Here is an 18,159-nt window from a genome sequence, read left to right as displayed (position 1 = left end):
AACATGTCAACAAAATTTCCTAATGATTTTCTTTGGGGCGGTGCCATTGCTGCCAATCAAGTTGAAGGTGCTTACCGTACAGATGGTAAAGGTTTATCCACATCAGATTGCACACCAAATGGTTTATTTGGTGACATCATTGATCGAAATGAAAGCAATATTACAAGCATAAAAGACAATGCCATTGATTTTTACCATCGCTATCCAGAAGATATAGCTCTATTTGCTGAAATGGGTTTTACCTGTTTACGTACATCAATTGCTTGGACACGTATATTCCCAAATGGAGATGAAGAACAACCTAATGAAGCTGGGCTAGCCTTTTATGACAAATTATTTGACGAAATGGCAACACACAACATCACACCATTAGTCACTTTATCGCATTATGAGATGCCCTATTATCTTGTTACTCAATATGGCGGTTGGGGCAATCGCAAAGTGATCGAATGTTTTACTCGTTATGCTAAAACCGTTTTTGCACGTTATAAAGATAAAGTTAAATATTGGTTAACTTTCAATGAAATCAATATGTCATTGCATGAACCGTTTACGGGTGTAGGCTTGGATAGAAACAGCACCAAACAACAAATTTACCAAGCTATCCATCATCAATTAGTTGCCAGTAGCCGAGCGGTTAAACTTTGTCATCAAATGATCCCTGATGCCAAAATTGGCAATATGCTATTAGGTGCAGTGGCTTACCCGCTTACCCCAAAACCCGAAGATGTTTGGGCAACTCATCAAGAAAATCATGGTTGGTTATTTTTTGGTGATGTGCAAGTTCGTGGTCATTATCCAACTTATATGAATCGCTTTTTTAAAGAAAATAATATTAAACTTGAGATCACCGAACAAGATAAACAAGATCTAAAAGAAACCGTCGATTTTGTTTCATTTAGTTATTACATGAGCTGTTGTGCAACATCCGATGTGTCTAAAAAAACCAAAGGTAATATTTTAGATATGGTGCCTAATCCTTATCTTAAAGCATCCGAATGGGGGTGGCAGATCGATCCAACAGGGATTCGTTATCTCCTTAATTTACTTTATGAACGTTATCAAAAACCACTATTTATTGTCGAAAATGGCTTGGGTGCCAAAGATAAATTAGAAGCAGACAACACTATCAATGATGATTATCGAATTAATTATATGAATGATCATTTAGTGCAAATTCGTGAAGCCATTAACGATGGAGTTGAAGTCATGGGCTATACCAGTTGGGGGCCAATAGACCTTATTAGCGCATCAAAAGCCGAAGTGACTAAACGTTATGGCTTTATCTATGTTGATTTAAATCAAGATGGCACAGGTACGTTAAATCGGTATAAAAAGAAAAGTTTTTATTGGTATCAGTCCGTGATTTCATCGAAAGGTGAAAATTTAAAAGAATAAAATGATTTAAGGGGATTATCGTGATTAATCCCCTATTATTTATCCAAAGGATAGCGCATGAAAAAACCAACAACAAAACTTTTATTAACCAACAGTTTTATTATTGTAACTTTACTGACAAGTTGCGCACAACATCCATCTATAGCAACAGATAATAATATTGATGATGACGTCACAATCTATTTTGCCCGTCATGGAAAAACTCTATTTAATACTTATGATTTAGTACAAGGCTGGGCCGACACACCATTGACGGATCAAGGCATTAAACTTGCTCGCTACCTTGGTGAAGGATTTAAAAACATACAATTTGATGCTTATTATACAAGTGATGCAGGACGACAACGTGAAACAATGCAAATGCTTCTTGAACAAAAAGGAGTTAAAGATTATAAAATTCGTGAACTTAAAGGTTTACGTGAAGTTTTTTTTGGTGGTTTTGAAGGTAGACCAAATACTAAAATGGTCTATTCAAGTATGAAACTATCTGGATACAACTCTGTTGATGCCTTTTATAAAGGGTATCAAGCCGGCAATCTTCCTATAGATGTGATGATAGATTCAATTGCAAAAACAGATCCAAGACACCAAGCCGAAAATTACCAACAGGTTAAAACAAGAACACAAGCAGCGTTACAAACTATAGTACAAAACGCACATAACAACCATGAAAAAACAATTCTTGCTATTTCTTCAGGAATGTCAATGCAGGCTATGATTTCAGATTTAACTGACAATAAAGATAAAAATAAACCACTAGCAAATGCAACTGTCATCAAAATTATTTATAAAAATGGTCAATATACTGTAAGTGAAATTGGCAATATGGAATATGTTAATAAAGGTAAAGCGGCACTAAATCAGCAAAAAATGAAACTAACCGAATAATTATTAATTTCATAATGGCATTAACTTAATAAAAACTTAACTTTAAATTATTGGATTGTTACTGTTTGTTACAGGCAAAACCTAAATGTTAATTAGAGAGTTGTTCTCTGATTTAGTATTTAGGTTTTTTTTTAATATAAAAAACGATTAGGAAAAATAACAATGAAAATAAAATATCTCGCAATGATGCTGCTGGGGATATCAAGCTCTTTGGCATCGGCAAATGAAATAACCAATAATTCAGTCTTAGATGACCTATTTTTTAAAAATTCTAAGTTTGAATTTTCTACTCGTAATCATTGGAAGTATTTAAAAGAAAATGCATCCCAGCCCAAAGAAGTACACAGTGCATGGGGACAAGTCTTTACTTTTGATTTAAAGTCAGGCTATTTATTCAACACTATTGGCTTTGATATCACCTACGACAATGTCATAAAATTAGGCGCTAGTGATTATTTTGCAACACGTAATTTACTTTACAATGATGGTAAAAGCTACAACAAACATCATGCGCATGGCTTTAATAAAATTACTCAACGTTATGCAAAAATTAAATTAGGTAATGATGTCATTAATTTCAATGGTAAAGCGGGTTGGCATAGTTTGAAAGATTTTGGTGTAATAAGTTCATCAAAACATCTTACGCGAAATAGTTATTTGGGTTATAGTGGTATTCTAAAATATGATAATGTCTACTTTTCATTAGCCTATATCGATAGTACCCTCCCTCGAGAATCTGCTAAAAAATTACATTTTTTAACAGCCGATCGTAAAAAAGTCATTGATAATATTTCAACTGCTGAAATCGCTTATAAAGATAAAGAGCTTACGGTGGATTATTCTTATGGGGTTGCAAAAGATTATTTAAGACGCCATGTGATTGAATTATCATATAAACCAATGCAAAAATTAATTTTAGGCGGACAATTTTATGGTAGTTATGCGCTTGATAATTATAATGCCATGAAACAAAACAAAAAAGAGTTTGAAGATCATGCCTGGCATTATGCAACTGATGTCGAATGGAAAGAAGATGACTGGAGTGTTAAAGTTGGTTTAGCTTACACGGATGCCAACAAACACAACGCTATCGGGTATTATAATCGACATTTAGGTAAAAATACCCGTGCTCGTTTTAATGGTTTAGCTGCTGCGGGCGCAGACTATTTACGAGATGGCGAGCTGGTGCTAACCACAGTAATGAGCTATGATTTTGTTAAAGATAATAGTACAGGTCTCTATATGAATTATGGCCAATTTAACTACAAACACAATAAATTAAAAAATGGCGAAATAAACCTTTTTGATATATGGAAACCAACTAGCGGTGTGTTTAAAAATCTCTCTATTTTATCAAAAGTTGGTTATGGCTGGTCTTATAAAACAGTAAGTGCTTCAGATCTTACTCCAAAACTTAGACACGGAAAATACCAACGCTCACCTACACTTTCGGCAGAAACCATTATAGATTATCGATTTAATTTATTATAAATGAGGACAACAAAATGAAAAAAATGACTATATTAATCAGTGCATTAACTATTTTAATATTAAGCATATCACAAGCTTTTGCTGATGATACTTACCTATATGTGACTCGACATGGCAAAACCATGTTTAATAACGTACATCGTGCTCAAGGCTGGTCTGATACGCCACTAACCAAACCAGGGGTTGAAGTAGCCGAGCAGCTAGGACGCGGTCTAAAAGATGTTAAATTTATTTCGGCTTATTCTAGTGATTTAGGTCGAGCACGACAAACTGCCCGCATTGTTTTAGAAACTAAAGGTGACAAAGTTCAAATTAATGAAATGGAAGGATTGCGTGAAACCTGTTTTGGTGATTATGAAGGTGATCTTGATCCTAATATGTGGAATCCTGCTGCAAAATATTTAGGTTATGAATCTGATAAAGATCTAATGGATGACATGGCTAAAGGTAAAGTTACCCTAAAAAAAATGATGAATGCTATTGCCGCAGTTGAAAAATCAGGCGAAGCCGAAGACTACAATAAAGTAAAAACGCGTATGCAAGCATCATTAAAAACCATTGCGGAATCAGCCAAAGCGCAAGGTGGAGGTAATGTTTTAGTGGTATCTCATGGCATGGCAATTATGGCTATGGTTGAAGAATGGCTAGATACACCAATCACAACAGGATTAGGCAATGCCAGTGTCACTAAAATTCGCTATACCGACGATGGTAAATTTATTGTCGAAAGCCTTGGCGATATGAGCTACGTTGAAAAAGGCAAAAATCAAGCTAAATAACCTTGAAATATATGGCTCGCTAATGAGCCATTTGCCATTTGCCATTTAAGGATAATATTAATCAATAAATTTGTAGTATTTATCACCCTAAACAAGCATAATTTGACATCATTTTTATTAAACATAACTAAAAGGTCAACATGTTTTATTTATGCAATTATTCGTCTCAAATAGGATTAATTACCCTAGCCAGCCAGCAAAATAAGTTAGTCGGAGCTTGGATTGAAGGAGAAAAATATTTTGGTCATATACTCAACACACAAACCGAAGAAAAACCTAATTTACCCATTTTTAACTCAACAAAAAAATGGCTTGATGATTATTTTTTAGGAAAGAAACCGGATCTATCTCAACTCGAACTTGCACCAAATGGCACACCTTTTCGACACCTAGTATGGGAAATTTTATGTGAGATTCCATATGGCAAGGTCACAACTTATGGCGATATCGCGAAACAGATCGCGCTTAAAACAAACAAAGCCAGCATGTCTAGTCAAGCTGTAGGCGGTGCGGTTGGACATAATCCCATATCAATCATTATTCCTTGCCACCGTGTTATTGGCACAAAGGGTAATTTAACTGGTTATGCGGGTGGAATAGATAAAAAGATTGCCTTGCTCAAACTTGAAGGTATAGATACGTCTCAATTTATGATTCCAACCAAAGGAACAGCACTTTAGAATGCAAAAGGCTTGATACACAGCTATGCATTAATGCTAAACAAGCTATAAAAGACAAACAGAAATTTTAGGTTTAAATATTTTTTAAATTTTTTTGTTTATTGATTCTAATCTTGGGTAAAGCAACTATTAGGAGGTAGGATTGGGCTATTTTCCAGATAAAGCTTTAATCATTATCTATAAACAATGAATTATTGTGCATTAACAATTGCTTGTTTTTATACTAGAATATTACAATTAATATGCTAGGCTTAAGTTTTTTACCCCTTTTCAATCTATATAAAATAAGTTACAACATCACATTCAAATAAGAAATTTAAAACAATGAAAACAATACTATTTGCTTTGCTTCTAATACTCTCCTTTCCTGTACTGAGTTTTACTTACGCTTACAAAGGTCATATTGAGGATAAAGAAATAACGTTATATTTGAGCACAGTAAAAGCTTTTTGGGTCGATAAAGATGATCACAAACAAATACAACATGTTTTATCCTATGATTGTCTGCTAATGGACTCATGCGATGAAGTTAGCCAGCAAACCAGTTTAAAACTTTATGATGATAAAGATATTTATTTTGATAACAATGATAATCGCCCAAAAATGAAAAACTCAATTAGTTATTTCAAATTTAATCATAGTGGGCAAACACTATTTAATCAGACATTAATTGGTTATTGGTTTGATGGTAAAAAAAATCAACAATACCCAGTAAAATTGCAAAAACAATTTGAAATAAGTGATGAAGCTGATGATGAATTTGATCGCCTTGAATTATTACAGGCAGATTCATTAGATAAACTCTACTTTACTGCGGTATTATCAAAACAGAAAAAAGAAAAAGTTAAACTGGTTGGTATTAATGTTTATGCCAAAAGTAACCACCAATTATTGCAAAAAATACAGAATTTGAATTATAGCTACAACCAATTTAACAGTATTTATCTAGAAGATATCAATTTTGACGGAAAACTTGATTTAGCCATTAAGAAATATGCTTCAAGTGCCAGAATAGGAGCAAATTATGACTACTATATCAATGACAAAGGAAAATTTATTGCCACAAACTTGTGGGGGAGCGATATCTATTTTAACCCAAAAGACAAATCGGCCACAGGTCAAAAAAATTGTTATGATTATAATGAAAAACAGCAAAGAGTCTTGACTACAATACAAAGCATTTATCATTACCAAAAATACAAATATATCAATATAAAAAATAGTTGTCAGTTTAAAAACATGGATACTCAAGAATACAGAAAATGTAATGACAATGAATATAACGCTTGTTTGTTAAACCGAAATAATATTATTCGAGAAAACCCGCATGTGATTGGTGAAGATAATATATTGTATAAAAATATGGTATGGTACAAAGGTAAATTCATTGATGGCGTTGTAGATGATGAAGAATTATGATGCGGTTTTAGCTAGCGATAGTCTTATATAATCGTTATTTAGTATAATAATATAGTTAGTTAAGTGTAAGAAAACAGCAGGTTATTTACATTTCATGATTAAAATAATCCTCTAAAAACTCATAAAGCCTTTTACTAGAAATCGCTTTATTCGGTTTAACCGTTATAGGAATTACTCTCGTTATTTACAATAATTCAAGAAATGGCACTGTAATGAATATACATAACGCCGTATCCCAGACAAGAGATATGGTGCCCATTCATAATGAAAAATAACCGTCACTGATTTGACTAAATGTTTTATAGTTAGCCGTCCAACCAGATATAATACTAAATGATCTCATGAGGCTAAATAGCATGACTACCATTGTATATAAAACACGAAACAAACAGCATAATTTTTTGTGAGGTGAGTGCTCAATATGAGCATTTACCCAATTTAGATTATATTTTGTAAAAAATATTCAGGATTCTATACCGTTTGGTAATTAATTAAGACTTCGCCGACTTTCATTTATTAAAATGTGTGCACACCATTGTATGAACTAAAATTTCACTAAACCAGCCGCCCACAAATGAATGGGTGATCCGAAAGCGTGATTCGTACTTTAATAGAGAAAGAACATAATCAGCAAATAGTAACAATTTAAAAGATAAAAACAAAAGCTTGAGCGATTTACAACCAATCGCCTTATGAGTTTTTTAGAAGATTATTTTAATTATAAAGTGTAAACAACCCGATGTTTTTCTGTACATTAAGCTAGAAACCACCATAATTAAATAACGTGATAATTATCGGCATAATCAGTGTCAATAAAAAGCCTTGAGCAATAGCTGCCGGCACAATGGCTATCCCCCCACCTTTTTGTAGCATCGGTAGCGTAAAATCCATTGATGTTGCACCACATAGTCCTAATGTTGTTAATTGATAACGCTTAATCAATGTAGGAATTAAAATAATCGCACACAATTCTCGTAATATATCATTTAAAAACGTAGCACTACCAATAACAGGTCCATGCGCTTCTGTCATTAAAATACCCGATAATGAATACCATCCAAAGCCAGATGACATGGCAAGACCAACGCGAACAGGCAAGTTTAAAATAAACGAGGCAACAATCCCGCCCAATAAAACGCTCATCACAACCAATATGGATGTGGTCATCCCAACTTTATTGAGTAAAATTTGTTTAATAGAAATATTATTACTGCGTAATTGAATTCCGACTAAAAATAATAAAAAAACCAGTACAATTTGAGTAACATTTTCAGCATATTGCCAAATAAATAATGGCAATAACCCACAAATAAACCCAACAATTAATGCAATACACACACGTAATGATTCAAGGATCATCTTAAAATGTGACGTATAAATTTGATTTACATTATCATTTTTGGAGGTAGAAAAAAAATCCAGCATCATTAAAACAACAAAATTCCCGCCAAACGTGCAAATAAAAAGAACAATTGCATAATATAAAATAACTTGCAAATTAGTGGCTAAATTATCTAAATGTGCCAGTTCAGCTCCCATAATGAACAAAATAAGGTAAATCATCCAACTCAAAGTTAGATTAATTTTGGACATCCAGCAGTTGTTTTTAATTTTAATTAAATAGCCTAAACCCAACGGTACTAGCGCAATAAGAATACCAAAATACATATTTTATTCCTTAACTATTCCTTGCTTTTATTGTTAAATTATGGGGTCAATTATATGTTTTAATATATTACCACTTATCATTATAATGATGCTAAAGTTTGCTCAATATTAAGTTGAAGCTGATCCAATAACGCATAACGATTACGATATTCTGAGCGTTTTTTACTGGCAATTTCTTCAATTGATTTTCGATTAATTTGATTTGGTAGTATAAATAAACCATTAGTATCTTGTTTTCCATCAAGGGTAAACCAAAAATCGTCATAATCAGACAAAATGCGTTCTTGACGGCTGTTATAGCGCCAATTGTTATAGATATGAGTTTTGTTACCAACAGCGACAATTTGCGTTAATTGATAGTAACGCGCAACGGTTAATGCGGCTTCAACTGCAACACGTTTAGGAAATAGCCCATAGCAGGCTTTAGTTGCTTTTTGTACACGAGTACGTGCGTCATCGTGTCCTGTGCCTTGTAATCCAGCAATAAAGAGTGTTGGTTTGCCTTGATATTCAACAATTGAAAACGTTAATGTGGTTAAATCAATCCCATCACTATCATAAAAATAAAGACTTACCTCACCTTCTCTGGCAAATTTGTTACGAGCTTGAACGGCAATTTGGATATTCGTTTCATTTTTAGCAATAACATTCGCCAAGACAAAAGGCGAAACTGGATTATAAAAGGCTTTAGTTACGCTATCGGGTTGTTTTGCTAAAAAGTCATAATGATAGGCTAAAGCGTCATAGCGTGCTTTTTGGCTTAAGCAAGATGCCAAATAAGGTCGTTGTAATTTACAGGGTAAATTAGTTTGGCATGAAAAATAATAGCCCAGTAGTGGATACTGTCTTAATTTATCAAGCCATTTTAAAGTAATTGGGCTTAAGAACAATGTCCTTAAAAAAAACTTATAACGATAGGTCGGGTTAAGCCATAATTCGTTTAGCGGTAATTTACCGGTATAGAGCCAGTTAAAGAGTTGCCATTTGCTTTTTGGCTGAGACATATTCGTAATATTATTCATAAGTAGAACTTTAAATCGAGTTAGTTATTTTAACAATTATAGGGTGACTAAATTAATCAATACGCATTAGTTATTAATAAGTCATAAAAAAATCAAACAATAAGAGTACAACACAACTTTAGTCGGTGCAACTATTCCTACATAAAGTAGGTTTAAATTATATGAAAATAAAAAACGGTGAACTAGTCACCGTTTTTTTAAGTGATAATTTAGTCTATAAAAAACTAATTATTGACCTTTAACTTCTTTTAAACCATTGAATGGTGCTTTTGAACCTAATGCTTCTTCAATACGGATTAATTGGTTATATTTAGCAACACGATCAGAACGGCTCATTGAACCAGTTTTGATTTGACCAGCAGCTAAACCAACTGCTAAATCAGCGATTGTTGAATCTTCGGTTTCACCACTACGGTGAGAAATAACAGCAGTATAACCAGCATCTTTTGCCATTTTAACTGCAGCGATAGATTCAGTTAATGTACCGATTTGGTTTACTTTAATTAAAATAGAGTTAGCAATACCTTTTTCAATACCTTGTTTGAAGATTTTTGTATTGGTTACAAATAGATCGTCGCCCACTAATTGAATTTTGTGACCTAATGCTTTAGTTTGGTATGCCCAACCTTCCCAATCGCTTTCATCTAAACCATCTTCGATTGATACGATTGGATATTGTTCTGTTAAACCTTCTAAATAATGAGTAAATTCTTGCGCAGTGAATTCTTTATTTCCTTCACCTTTTAATACATATTTACCTGTTTCTTTGTTATAGAACTCAGAAGCGGCACAGTCCATCGCTAAAGTAATATCTTTACCTAATACATAACCTGCTTTTTCAACAGCTTCTTTAATGCAAGCTAATGCCTCAGCATTTGAACCTAAGTTAGGCGCAAAACCACCTTCATCACCCACTGCTGTATTCATACCTTTAGCATGTAATACTTTAGCTAAGTTGTGGAATACTTCAGAACCCATGCGAATTGCTTCGCGTACTGTTTTAGCACCAACTGGTTGAATCATAAATTCTTGTAAGTCGATGTTGTTATCCGCATGTTCACCACCGTTGATGATGTTCATCATTGGTAATGGCATTGAGTATTGACCTGGAGTACCGTTAAGATCTGCAATATGTTGATAAAGTGGAACACCTTTAGCAGCAGCTGCTGCTTTAGCGGTTGCTAAAGATACAGCAAGAATTGAGTTTGCACCTAAGTTAGATTTGAAATCAGTGCCATCTAAGTCAAGCATGATTTGGTCGATAGCAGCTTGATCTAATGCATCTTTACCAACAACAGCTTTAGCGATTGGTCCATTTACGTTTTCTACCGCTTTTAATACGCCTTTACCTAAAAAGCGAGATTTGTCACCATCACGAAGTTCTAACGCTTCACGTGAACCCGTTGATGCCCCTGATGGAACGATTGCAAGGCCAACAAAACCACCTTCTAAATGAACTTCGGCTTCAACAGTTGGATTACCACGAGAGTCGATGACTTCACGACCATGTACTTTAACGATTTTTGCCATGTTATTTTCCTCTATATGACAGATATATTACAAATGTTAATTCAAAACTATTTTTGTTGCTGCTCTTGATAATCTTTGGCAGCTTTAATAAAACTACTAAATAGTGGGTGCCCATCACGCGGTGTTGATGTGAATTCCGGATGGAACTGACACGCAACAAACCATGGGTGATCTGGAATTTCGATAATTTCGACCAGCTTTCTATCCGTTGAAAGACCTGTCACTTTTAACCCAGCTTTAACCACTTCAGGTAATAAATTGTTGTTTACTTCGTAACGATGCCGATGACGCTCAGTAATCGATTCATTTTTATACATACCGTATACTAATGAATTTGGTTCTAAATGGCAAACTTGCGAACCTAAACGCATTGTGCCACCTAAATCACTATTTTCATTACGTTGTACCACATTGCCGGATTCATCACTCCATTCTGTGATTAAAGCAATGATTGGGCTGGCACAGTCTTTAACAAATTCGGTTGAGTTAGCATCTTTAATACCTGCAACATTACGCGCATATTCAATCATAGCTACTTGTAAGCCAAGGCAAATACCTAAATATGGGATTTTGTTTTCGCGCGCATAGCGAGCTGCCATAATTTTACCTTCAACACCACGATAACCAAATCCACCTGGAATTAAGATCGCATCTAAGCCTTGAAGTAATTCTGTGCCACGCGATTCAAGATCTTCTGAATCAATATAACGAATGTGCACTGTTAAACGATTTTTTAATCCCCCGTGTTTTAACGCTTCATTCACCGATTTATAAGCATCGGGTAAAGCAATATATTTACCCACCATACCAATGGTTACTTCACCCACTGGGTTGGCTTCTTCATAAATCACTTGTTCCCATTGCGATAAATCGGCTTCTTTACATTCAAGATTAAATCGTTTGCAAACGAAGGTATCTAAGTTTTGCGATTTTAATAACGCAGGTATTTTGTAAATAGAATCGACATCTTTAAGCGAAATAACTGCACGCTCAGACACATTACAAAATAGCGCAATTTTGGCACGTTCATGAGCAGGAATAATGCGATCAGAACGGCAGATTAAGACATCAGGTTGAATACCAATTGACAGTAACTCTTTTACTGAATGCTGTGTTGGTTTTGTTTTCACTTCACCAGCAGACGCTAAATAAGGTACTAGCGTTAAATGCATAAATAACGTGTGCTCACGACCCACATCCACGGCTAATTGACGGATCGCTTCTAAAAATGGAAGAGATTCAATATCACCTACTGTACCACCAATTTCAACAATGGCAACATCAAAACCTTTTGCCCCATCAATCACGCGTGATTTAATTGCATTAGTGATATGAGGAATAACTTGAACCGTTGCCCCTAAATAATCGCCACGGCGTTCTTTGCGTAACACATCAGAATAGATGCGACCTGTAGTGAAATTATTTTTTCGCGTCATTTTTGTGCGAATGAAACGTTCATAATGACCCAAATCAAGATCGGTTTCAGCACCATCTTCAGTCACAAACACTTCACCATGTTGAATAGGACTCATTGTGCCCGGATCGACATTAATGTAGGGATCAAGCTTGAGCATGGTGACTTTTAAATTGCGGGCTTCTAAAATTGCAGCAAGAGATGCTGCGGCAATGCCTTTACCAAGAGAAGAAACGACACCGCCTGTAACAAAAATATAATTCGTGACCATTAATACCAGACCATTATTAATTTATTAGAACAATATTGCACCGATTTTCAAGCATAAAAACCAATACAACATACAAGAATCAGACGGGAATGTAGTATAGCAGAATCTGCCTTGTCTCACAATTGAATAATTAGCTTTAACTAATTCTTTTAAAAGAATGTCACCAAATTTATTCTTATTTTTTAAAACGTGACTTTTTAATAAGGCACGTAGAATTTTGTTATATCCATCTAAATCGACTTATTCTTTTTAATCAATCTTACTTATTATATCGGTGACAACTTGTTAAACTTTTGAGTTAAATTCTACATCTGCCTTTGCTTTTTTTGTATTTTATGTCATCTTAAAAGACCGATTGCTTTAATATTAAATAATTAAATAAGTTTTATTACTAAAACAGCATTAAAAGCAGCAAAAATAAAATTAGCATCAAATACGATGTTGAATTCACTCAAATCTCTTACATAGCAATTTAACTGCTTGATTATCATCGTCAACATTCGATATTAAATTCTCAGTCTCTCAACTAATATAAAAAAACTCTATAAACTTATTTTTTAAGATTAAAACACCTGAATTTATTAACAAAATGCTGAATAAATAAGCTAGATTAGCTTGCCAATCATGACTTACCCTTAATTCATTCAGCATTTGTCTTTATATCACCTTACAGTTTATAACTAGCGGTCAACAAAAAGGCTCTAGGTGTACCCGGCATACTACTTGAACGCCAATACTCTTTACCTAGTAAATTAGTAAATGCTAAAGTTACATCAAAATAGCGAGATTGATAACCAACCGCAGCATTCCATACAGTATAACCTGGGCGTTTAATTTGGTTCTTATCATCGTTATACATCGATCCTTTATAATTAAGTTCCACTTCAGTAAACCAATTATCGTAAGGTAAATAACGAACGCTTAAATAACCACTATGCTTAGCTGTATTAGGTAAATATTTGTCCTGATTGGCCGGCGTTTTTTTATCTTTATGGACTTTGGCTTGTTGATAACCAATACCACTATTAATGTACCATTTTGATGCCAGCTGACCAATAGCGCTTAACTCAATGCCTTGGCTACGATCACTCCCTTTTACCTGCCAATTATAAGGATCATTAACTGCATCCGGCTGGTAACGAACATTGTATAGTTCAAGATCATAAAGGGCGATTTGAGAGGAAAGCTTATCATCTAGCCAATCACTTTTAATTCCAACTTCATATTGACGCGAATATTGCGGTTTATCATCATAAACTGTTTTTGAGTCAGTCGAAATTGTAATAAGGCCTCGTCCTCCATAAGGTGCAAAATTTTTACTATAAGAAGCATAAAAGCTCTGCGATTCCACAGGTTGCCAAATTAAACCAACTCGAGGACTTAACGAGTGCCCATCATATGAACGGTTTTGATGTTTTAATTTGTCATTTGATGCAAAATTATAATTATCGTAACGTAATCCTGCTAATAATTTCCATTGTGCTGTAAAACTAATTAAGTCTTGCCAATAAAATCCTTTTGATGTGGCTTTATGATTAGTTTTAGTATTCAATTTACTATAATGAGGCTTTTTGGAATGCCAATGCGGATAAAACGGATCAACCACTTCTGGATAAACGCTAGTTAAGGCTAATCTTGGTTGGCGCTTTTCAATGTTATATTCAATACCAATAAGCATATCATGAACAATACTTGCAGTATTAAATTTACCCATTAAATCAGCTGTGTTACTATATGTCTTATTAGCAGTTTCTTGCCAAGCTCGGCGAAATTGTAATTTACCTTGATGATGACAATCTTTACCATTATTCAGTTTGCCATTTAAATGACAATAATTACCTGCATAAATATGATCAAAATTTTGAGACGCTTGACGGTATTGATTGGTTAATTTGATAGACCAGTCATGGTTGAATTCATATCCCATTACAGAACGTAATGAACGATAATTATCTTTCACATAATCATCAGGATGAGCATAGGCCGTTTTAATCGATACGCCTTTAGGTAAATCATAATAAGCCGGTGCTCTATCAGGCTTACGCCACAAATTATCATGAGTATATTGAACTAACCAATTAAATCCATCTAAATTATCATAAAGTATACTTGGTGAGACCATTGTATCCCTTTGTTTAATGCCTTTACGAAAACTTCTATCTAATTGATGATCAACAGTCATTCGCATCGCAAGTTTATCATGTAAAACCTGATTGATATCCACCATACCACCATACTTATCCCACGAACCGCTACGTAAGCTTAAAATCGAAGGCGAATCAAAATTAGCTTGTTTACTAATCATATTAATGATTCCACCACCCGATCCACGTCCATAAAGCACAGATGCAGGGCCTTTTAACACTTCAATCCGCTCTATGTTTGCGGTACTTTGTCTAACTTGCCCACTTGCACGGGCACCATCACGATAAATATCACCAGAACTTGCTGAAAAACCACGGAGTTTTATACCCTCATCTCGCATGTCATAAGTTGTATCAACGCCTGGCAATTTATTGACTATCACATTGAGATCATTTTGCCCGTAAATTTTTTGTTGCTCAAGGTTAACAGAATTAATCGTTTGAGGAATATCTTTTATATCAAAAGGCATTTTTGTTGCTGTTGATGATTTTTTTATCCGCTGATCATTATTATCCTTAATGTTAGCAAAAACTTTCATCGTCTCGATATTAGTATCCTCATTAAATTTTTCTTGTGCACCAACAATAGCCGATGTTGTGCTCAATACCCCTAATATAGCTAATTGATTCACTAATTTCATTATTTGTTCACCCTATCGTTTATTATTTTACTTTATTAATTAAAACAAAAATAACAACATAATGATAATGATTATCATTTACATAATCAACCTATATTATATTTTTTGACCATATTGCGCGAAAAACTCGCAGCATTTACAGTAAATTAAGCAACAACAGTAATAGATAGGGATAAAAAAACTAATACTTTATCACTGGCAAGAGAAATAACCCTAAATCATAAAGAAAAAATACTCTCACCAAGTTGGCTACACGTTTTGTGGTCAGTCGTCTGACCATGCATAACAAGCTAAAGAAGTCAGATTGCCCCGCCTTAATCAGTAGCACCACCATTAAGTAAAGAAAAGATAAATGCAACTTTATTGACATCAGCATTAAAACATTGTGCAATCGGTTTTATTAACATACCAAATTGGCTGGTAAAACCAGCTATAATAAAATTAGCCAGAAAGCTAATTAATGTGAGTGATAGCTTATTTTTCATAATATTATCCTGAAAAATGATTTAGCATGATATTTTATGATTTTATGGCAACCTGTATGTTAAATGTTAGTTATCTCTCTTCAGCAGAGGTTTCTTTACCAGTTAGGCAGTGGTTAGAAACAGTTAAAATGGCTAAAGACTCAATATTGAATTGTTGAGCAATACCATATAAACCAGCCACCTCTATATCGATGCCTAAAACACCTGATCTTTCTAAATTGCTAATTAACGATTCATCAGGATCATAATTAAGCTCATCATTAAAGACATTGCCATCTTTAACAGGAATATTCATAATTTTGGTAGTTTCATAATCATTGTGTAATAAAGAAAAACTAGCAGGAGTAGCAATGTTATAACCATTTGCTCTTTTTTGATTAGTCATTGAATCAGTACCAGCAGCAACCGCTAAAATAACATCACGCATTTTTACGCTGTGCTGTGTTGCACCTAAACCACCGATACGAATAATACGCTTTACATTAAAGTCATTGATTAATTGATGCTCATAAAGCGTAATTGACGGAATCCCCATTCCGTGCCCCATGACTGAAACTGGAATACCGTTATATATTCCAGTATAACCTAACATGTTACGTACATTACAAATTTGCTTTGCATCTGTTAAATAAGTTTCGGAAATAAATTTGTTCGCAAAGGATCACCTGGCATAATAACGGTTTGTGCAAAATCATTTTTCTTTGCATTAATATATGCTGTCATAATATTTCCTAAGCAATTGAAGAATTGACCATAATTATAGTAATGATTTTTCTCTTTTTACTATGACACATAAATCCGAAGCTCATGTTCTATGCCACATTTTTATAAAATTGTTTGATGGCTAAATCGTTGGATGAATTAAACTAGGTGTGGTGATTTTTGGACGTTTTTACTTTGGTGATAATATAGCTACAGTTACCTTAAACAAATTGGTGTGTTTTTAGTAAATAAAAAAAATAAAATAAAATCAATAATCTTTCTGACTGTTTTTGGATGTGAATTTGTTTCTATAACCTAATTGCTTATGCACTAAAAGCAATAAATAGCATATAAAACCGAAATTCTTACGGCTTTATCAAATAACATAGCCTAAATCAATCCTATACAAATGGTTTAGTTATCATTCTTCGATAAAGCCTTCGTTTTGCTGTAAATAAGTTACAAATAGTCATTATATTATTCGATTTTTATATATACCTAAAATTTTATTCTTGCGTCGATGATTAGCCAACAATTTGTAACAAATTGCAACGCCATTTAAAATCGAGACTAAAGCCATAATCATAACAACAGCAAGACTAACAAAAATTGGTGATACGAATGGAGCGGCAATTTTTAGATCATAATCATTGATTTTAACCACAAATGCATATTTCTCGGTAAAAACGACTTCTGCAACGTTAAAATCTGAAATATGGAGGTACATGTTATAAGGGAAAAGAGTTCAATCCCATCAATCTCATAATAAAAAGAGGTTTCTTCAGTATTCGTATATAAACTATGACGGACACTGTTTCCTGCTATCTTTGATACCTCTAAATCAATTAATAATGATTAATATTTACACGGAAATACTAACCGTTTATTATTCAGATAAGGTTTTAAAAGATCAAATTCGTTTTCGGTTAATTTTCTTATTGATATGCGATCATTAATGACTTCCTTTAAATTTTGCTTATTTGTATGTCTTTTTGAGCTATAACTAACCCAAGAAAATATAGCAAAGCCTATCAAAAAAATCTTAATTAACCAATAAAACTCCATTTTACTATTTTTCCTTATATTATTTTTTTCTACTATTTTTAATAGGGCGTGTTGATCTCTAGTGGTTATTTTTTAGACGGCATGATGTGAGTTATAATAATTCTGCAAAAAACAATCATAACGCGATTCATCATGCCAAGAACAATGCTAACAGATAAACGGTGGGAAAAGCTACTACAAATAATGAAAAATACCGGCCGAGTTTATAATAAATCCGAGCATCGGATGACGTTTGAAGGGAGCCTTTTCCGAATGAGAACCGGTATTCCTTGGCGAGATTTGCCAGAAGAGTTTGGTGGATGGAGCACCATCTATAGGCGATTTAATTTGTGGTCTAAAAAAGGAATATTAGTTGATATTTTCAAACATTTATCACAACTAGCGGATTTTGAATGGGTGTTCCTAGATGGCTCGATTATCAGGGCTCATCAACATAGTACAGGCGCTGCAACGGAGCATTCCGAGCAAATAGGTCAGAGCTGTGGTGGTCATTCAACTAAAATTCATCTTGCGGTTGATAGTGGTGGTTTGCCTATTTGTTTTGAGCTTTCTGAAGGACAAC

13 protein-coding genes and 2 pseudogenes are annotated in these 18,159 nt (G+C 34.0%); 7 read left to right on the top strand and 8 right to left on the bottom strand.

All coding sequences use genetic code 11. From position 1 onward, the window contains the following. The first annotated feature begins 3 nt into the window (after window positions 1-3). The 6 genes from ACYIAL_RS05100 to ACYIAL_RS05075 all read left to right on the top strand — a co-directional run bounded on the left by ACYIAL_RS05100 (window position 4) and on the right by ACYIAL_RS05075 (window position 6,655). Window positions 4-1,398, top strand: coding sequence for a glycoside hydrolase family 1 protein (locus ACYIAL_RS05100; RefSeq protein ID WP_174797107.1), 1,395 nt, complete (start codon window positions 4-6; stop codon window positions 1,396-1,398). Window positions 1,399-1,455: 57 nt separating this feature from the next. Continuing rightward, a complete protein-coding gene (locus ACYIAL_RS05095) occupies window positions 1,456-2,286 on the top strand; it encodes a histidine phosphatase family protein (RefSeq protein ID WP_174797108.1) in 831 nt (276 codons plus the stop codon). Window positions 2,287-2,448: 162 nt separating this feature from the next. After that, the gene (locus ACYIAL_RS05090; RefSeq protein ID WP_174797109.1) at window positions 2,449-3,777 is read left to right on the top strand and encodes an OprD family porin; all 1,329 of its coding nucleotides are present in this window, start codon (window positions 2,449-2,451) and stop codon (window positions 3,775-3,777) included. A 14-nt stretch (window positions 3,778-3,791) separates the two neighbouring features. Next, entirely contained in the window at window positions 3,792-4,556 is a 765-nt protein-coding gene (locus ACYIAL_RS05085; protein WP_483751132.1) for a histidine phosphatase family protein, read from the top strand. A 140-nt stretch (window positions 4,557-4,696) separates the two neighbouring features. Then, window positions 4,697-5,236 (top strand): methylated-DNA--[protein]-cysteine S-methyltransferase, encoded by a 540-nt coding sequence (locus ACYIAL_RS05080; RefSeq protein WP_174797111.1) that lies wholly within the window; start codon window positions 4,697-4,699, stop codon window positions 5,234-5,236. 324 nt (window positions 5,237-5,560) lie between these two features. Beyond that, the gene (locus tag ACYIAL_RS05075) at window positions 5,561-6,655 is read left to right on the top strand and encodes a hypothetical protein (RefSeq protein ID WP_483751131.1); all 1,095 of its coding nucleotides are present in this window, start codon (window positions 5,561-5,563) and stop codon (window positions 6,653-6,655) included. A gap of 759 nt (window positions 6,656-7,414) precedes the next feature. Here the strand turns inward: ACYIAL_RS05075 and ACYIAL_RS05070 are convergent. The 8 genes and pseudogenes from ACYIAL_RS05070 to ACYIAL_RS05035 form a co-directional block, all read right to left on the bottom strand. After that, window positions 7,415-8,323, bottom strand: a complete 909-nt coding sequence (locus ACYIAL_RS05070; protein WP_174797113.1) for a LysO family transporter — start codon at window positions 8,321-8,323, stop codon at window positions 7,415-7,417. An 80-nt stretch (window positions 8,324-8,403) separates the two neighbouring features. Beyond that, window positions 8,404-9,345, bottom strand: coding sequence for a VirK/YbjX family protein (locus tag ACYIAL_RS05065; RefSeq protein WP_174797114.1), 942 nt, complete (start codon window positions 9,343-9,345; stop codon window positions 8,404-8,406). Window positions 9,346-9,573: 228 nt separating this feature from the next. Next, window positions 9,574-10,875 (bottom strand): phosphopyruvate hydratase, encoded by a 1,302-nt coding sequence (gene eno / locus ACYIAL_RS05060; protein WP_065637674.1) that lies wholly within the window; start codon window positions 10,873-10,875, stop codon window positions 9,574-9,576. Window positions 10,876-10,922: 47 nt separating this feature from the next. Next, window positions 10,923-12,560, bottom strand: coding sequence for a glutamine hydrolyzing CTP synthase (gene pyrG / locus ACYIAL_RS05055; protein WP_483751130.1), 1,638 nt, complete (start codon window positions 12,558-12,560; stop codon window positions 10,923-10,925). Window positions 12,561-13,227: 667 nt separating this feature from the next. Next, on the bottom strand, window positions 13,228-15,345 hold the full coding sequence (locus ACYIAL_RS05050; RefSeq protein WP_483751129.1) for a TonB-dependent receptor: 2,118 nt from the start codon (window positions 15,343-15,345) through the stop codon (window positions 13,228-13,230). A 323-nt stretch (window positions 15,346-15,668) separates the two neighbouring features. Next, window positions 15,669-15,830: pseudogene (locus tag ACYIAL_RS05045) on the bottom strand (MFS transporter TsgA); the annotation flags it as partial. A gap of 70 nt (window positions 15,831-15,900) precedes the next feature. Further along, window positions 15,901-16,553 (bottom strand): annotated as a pseudogene (gene deoD / locus ACYIAL_RS05040) (purine-nucleoside phosphorylase). A gap of 451 nt (window positions 16,554-17,004) precedes the next feature. Then, window positions 17,005-17,259: a hypothetical protein gene (locus ACYIAL_RS05035; protein ID WP_483751128.1), complete on the bottom strand. Its 255-nt coding sequence runs from the start codon at window positions 17,257-17,259 to the stop codon at window positions 17,005-17,007. Window positions 17,260-17,729: 470 nt separating this feature from the next. Here ACYIAL_RS05035 and ACYIAL_RS05030 point away from each other — a divergent pair. Continuing rightward, a partial coding sequence (locus tag ACYIAL_RS05030; RefSeq protein ID WP_483751127.1) for an IS5 family transposase occupies window positions 17,730-18,159 on the top strand: 430 nt, incomplete at its 3' end.

The sequence above is a fragment of the Gilliamella sp. X-57 genome (genome assembly GCF_057063565.1).
Note: the sequence above shows the minus strand (reverse complement) of the source record. Positions and strands in the feature narration are given on the sequence as shown.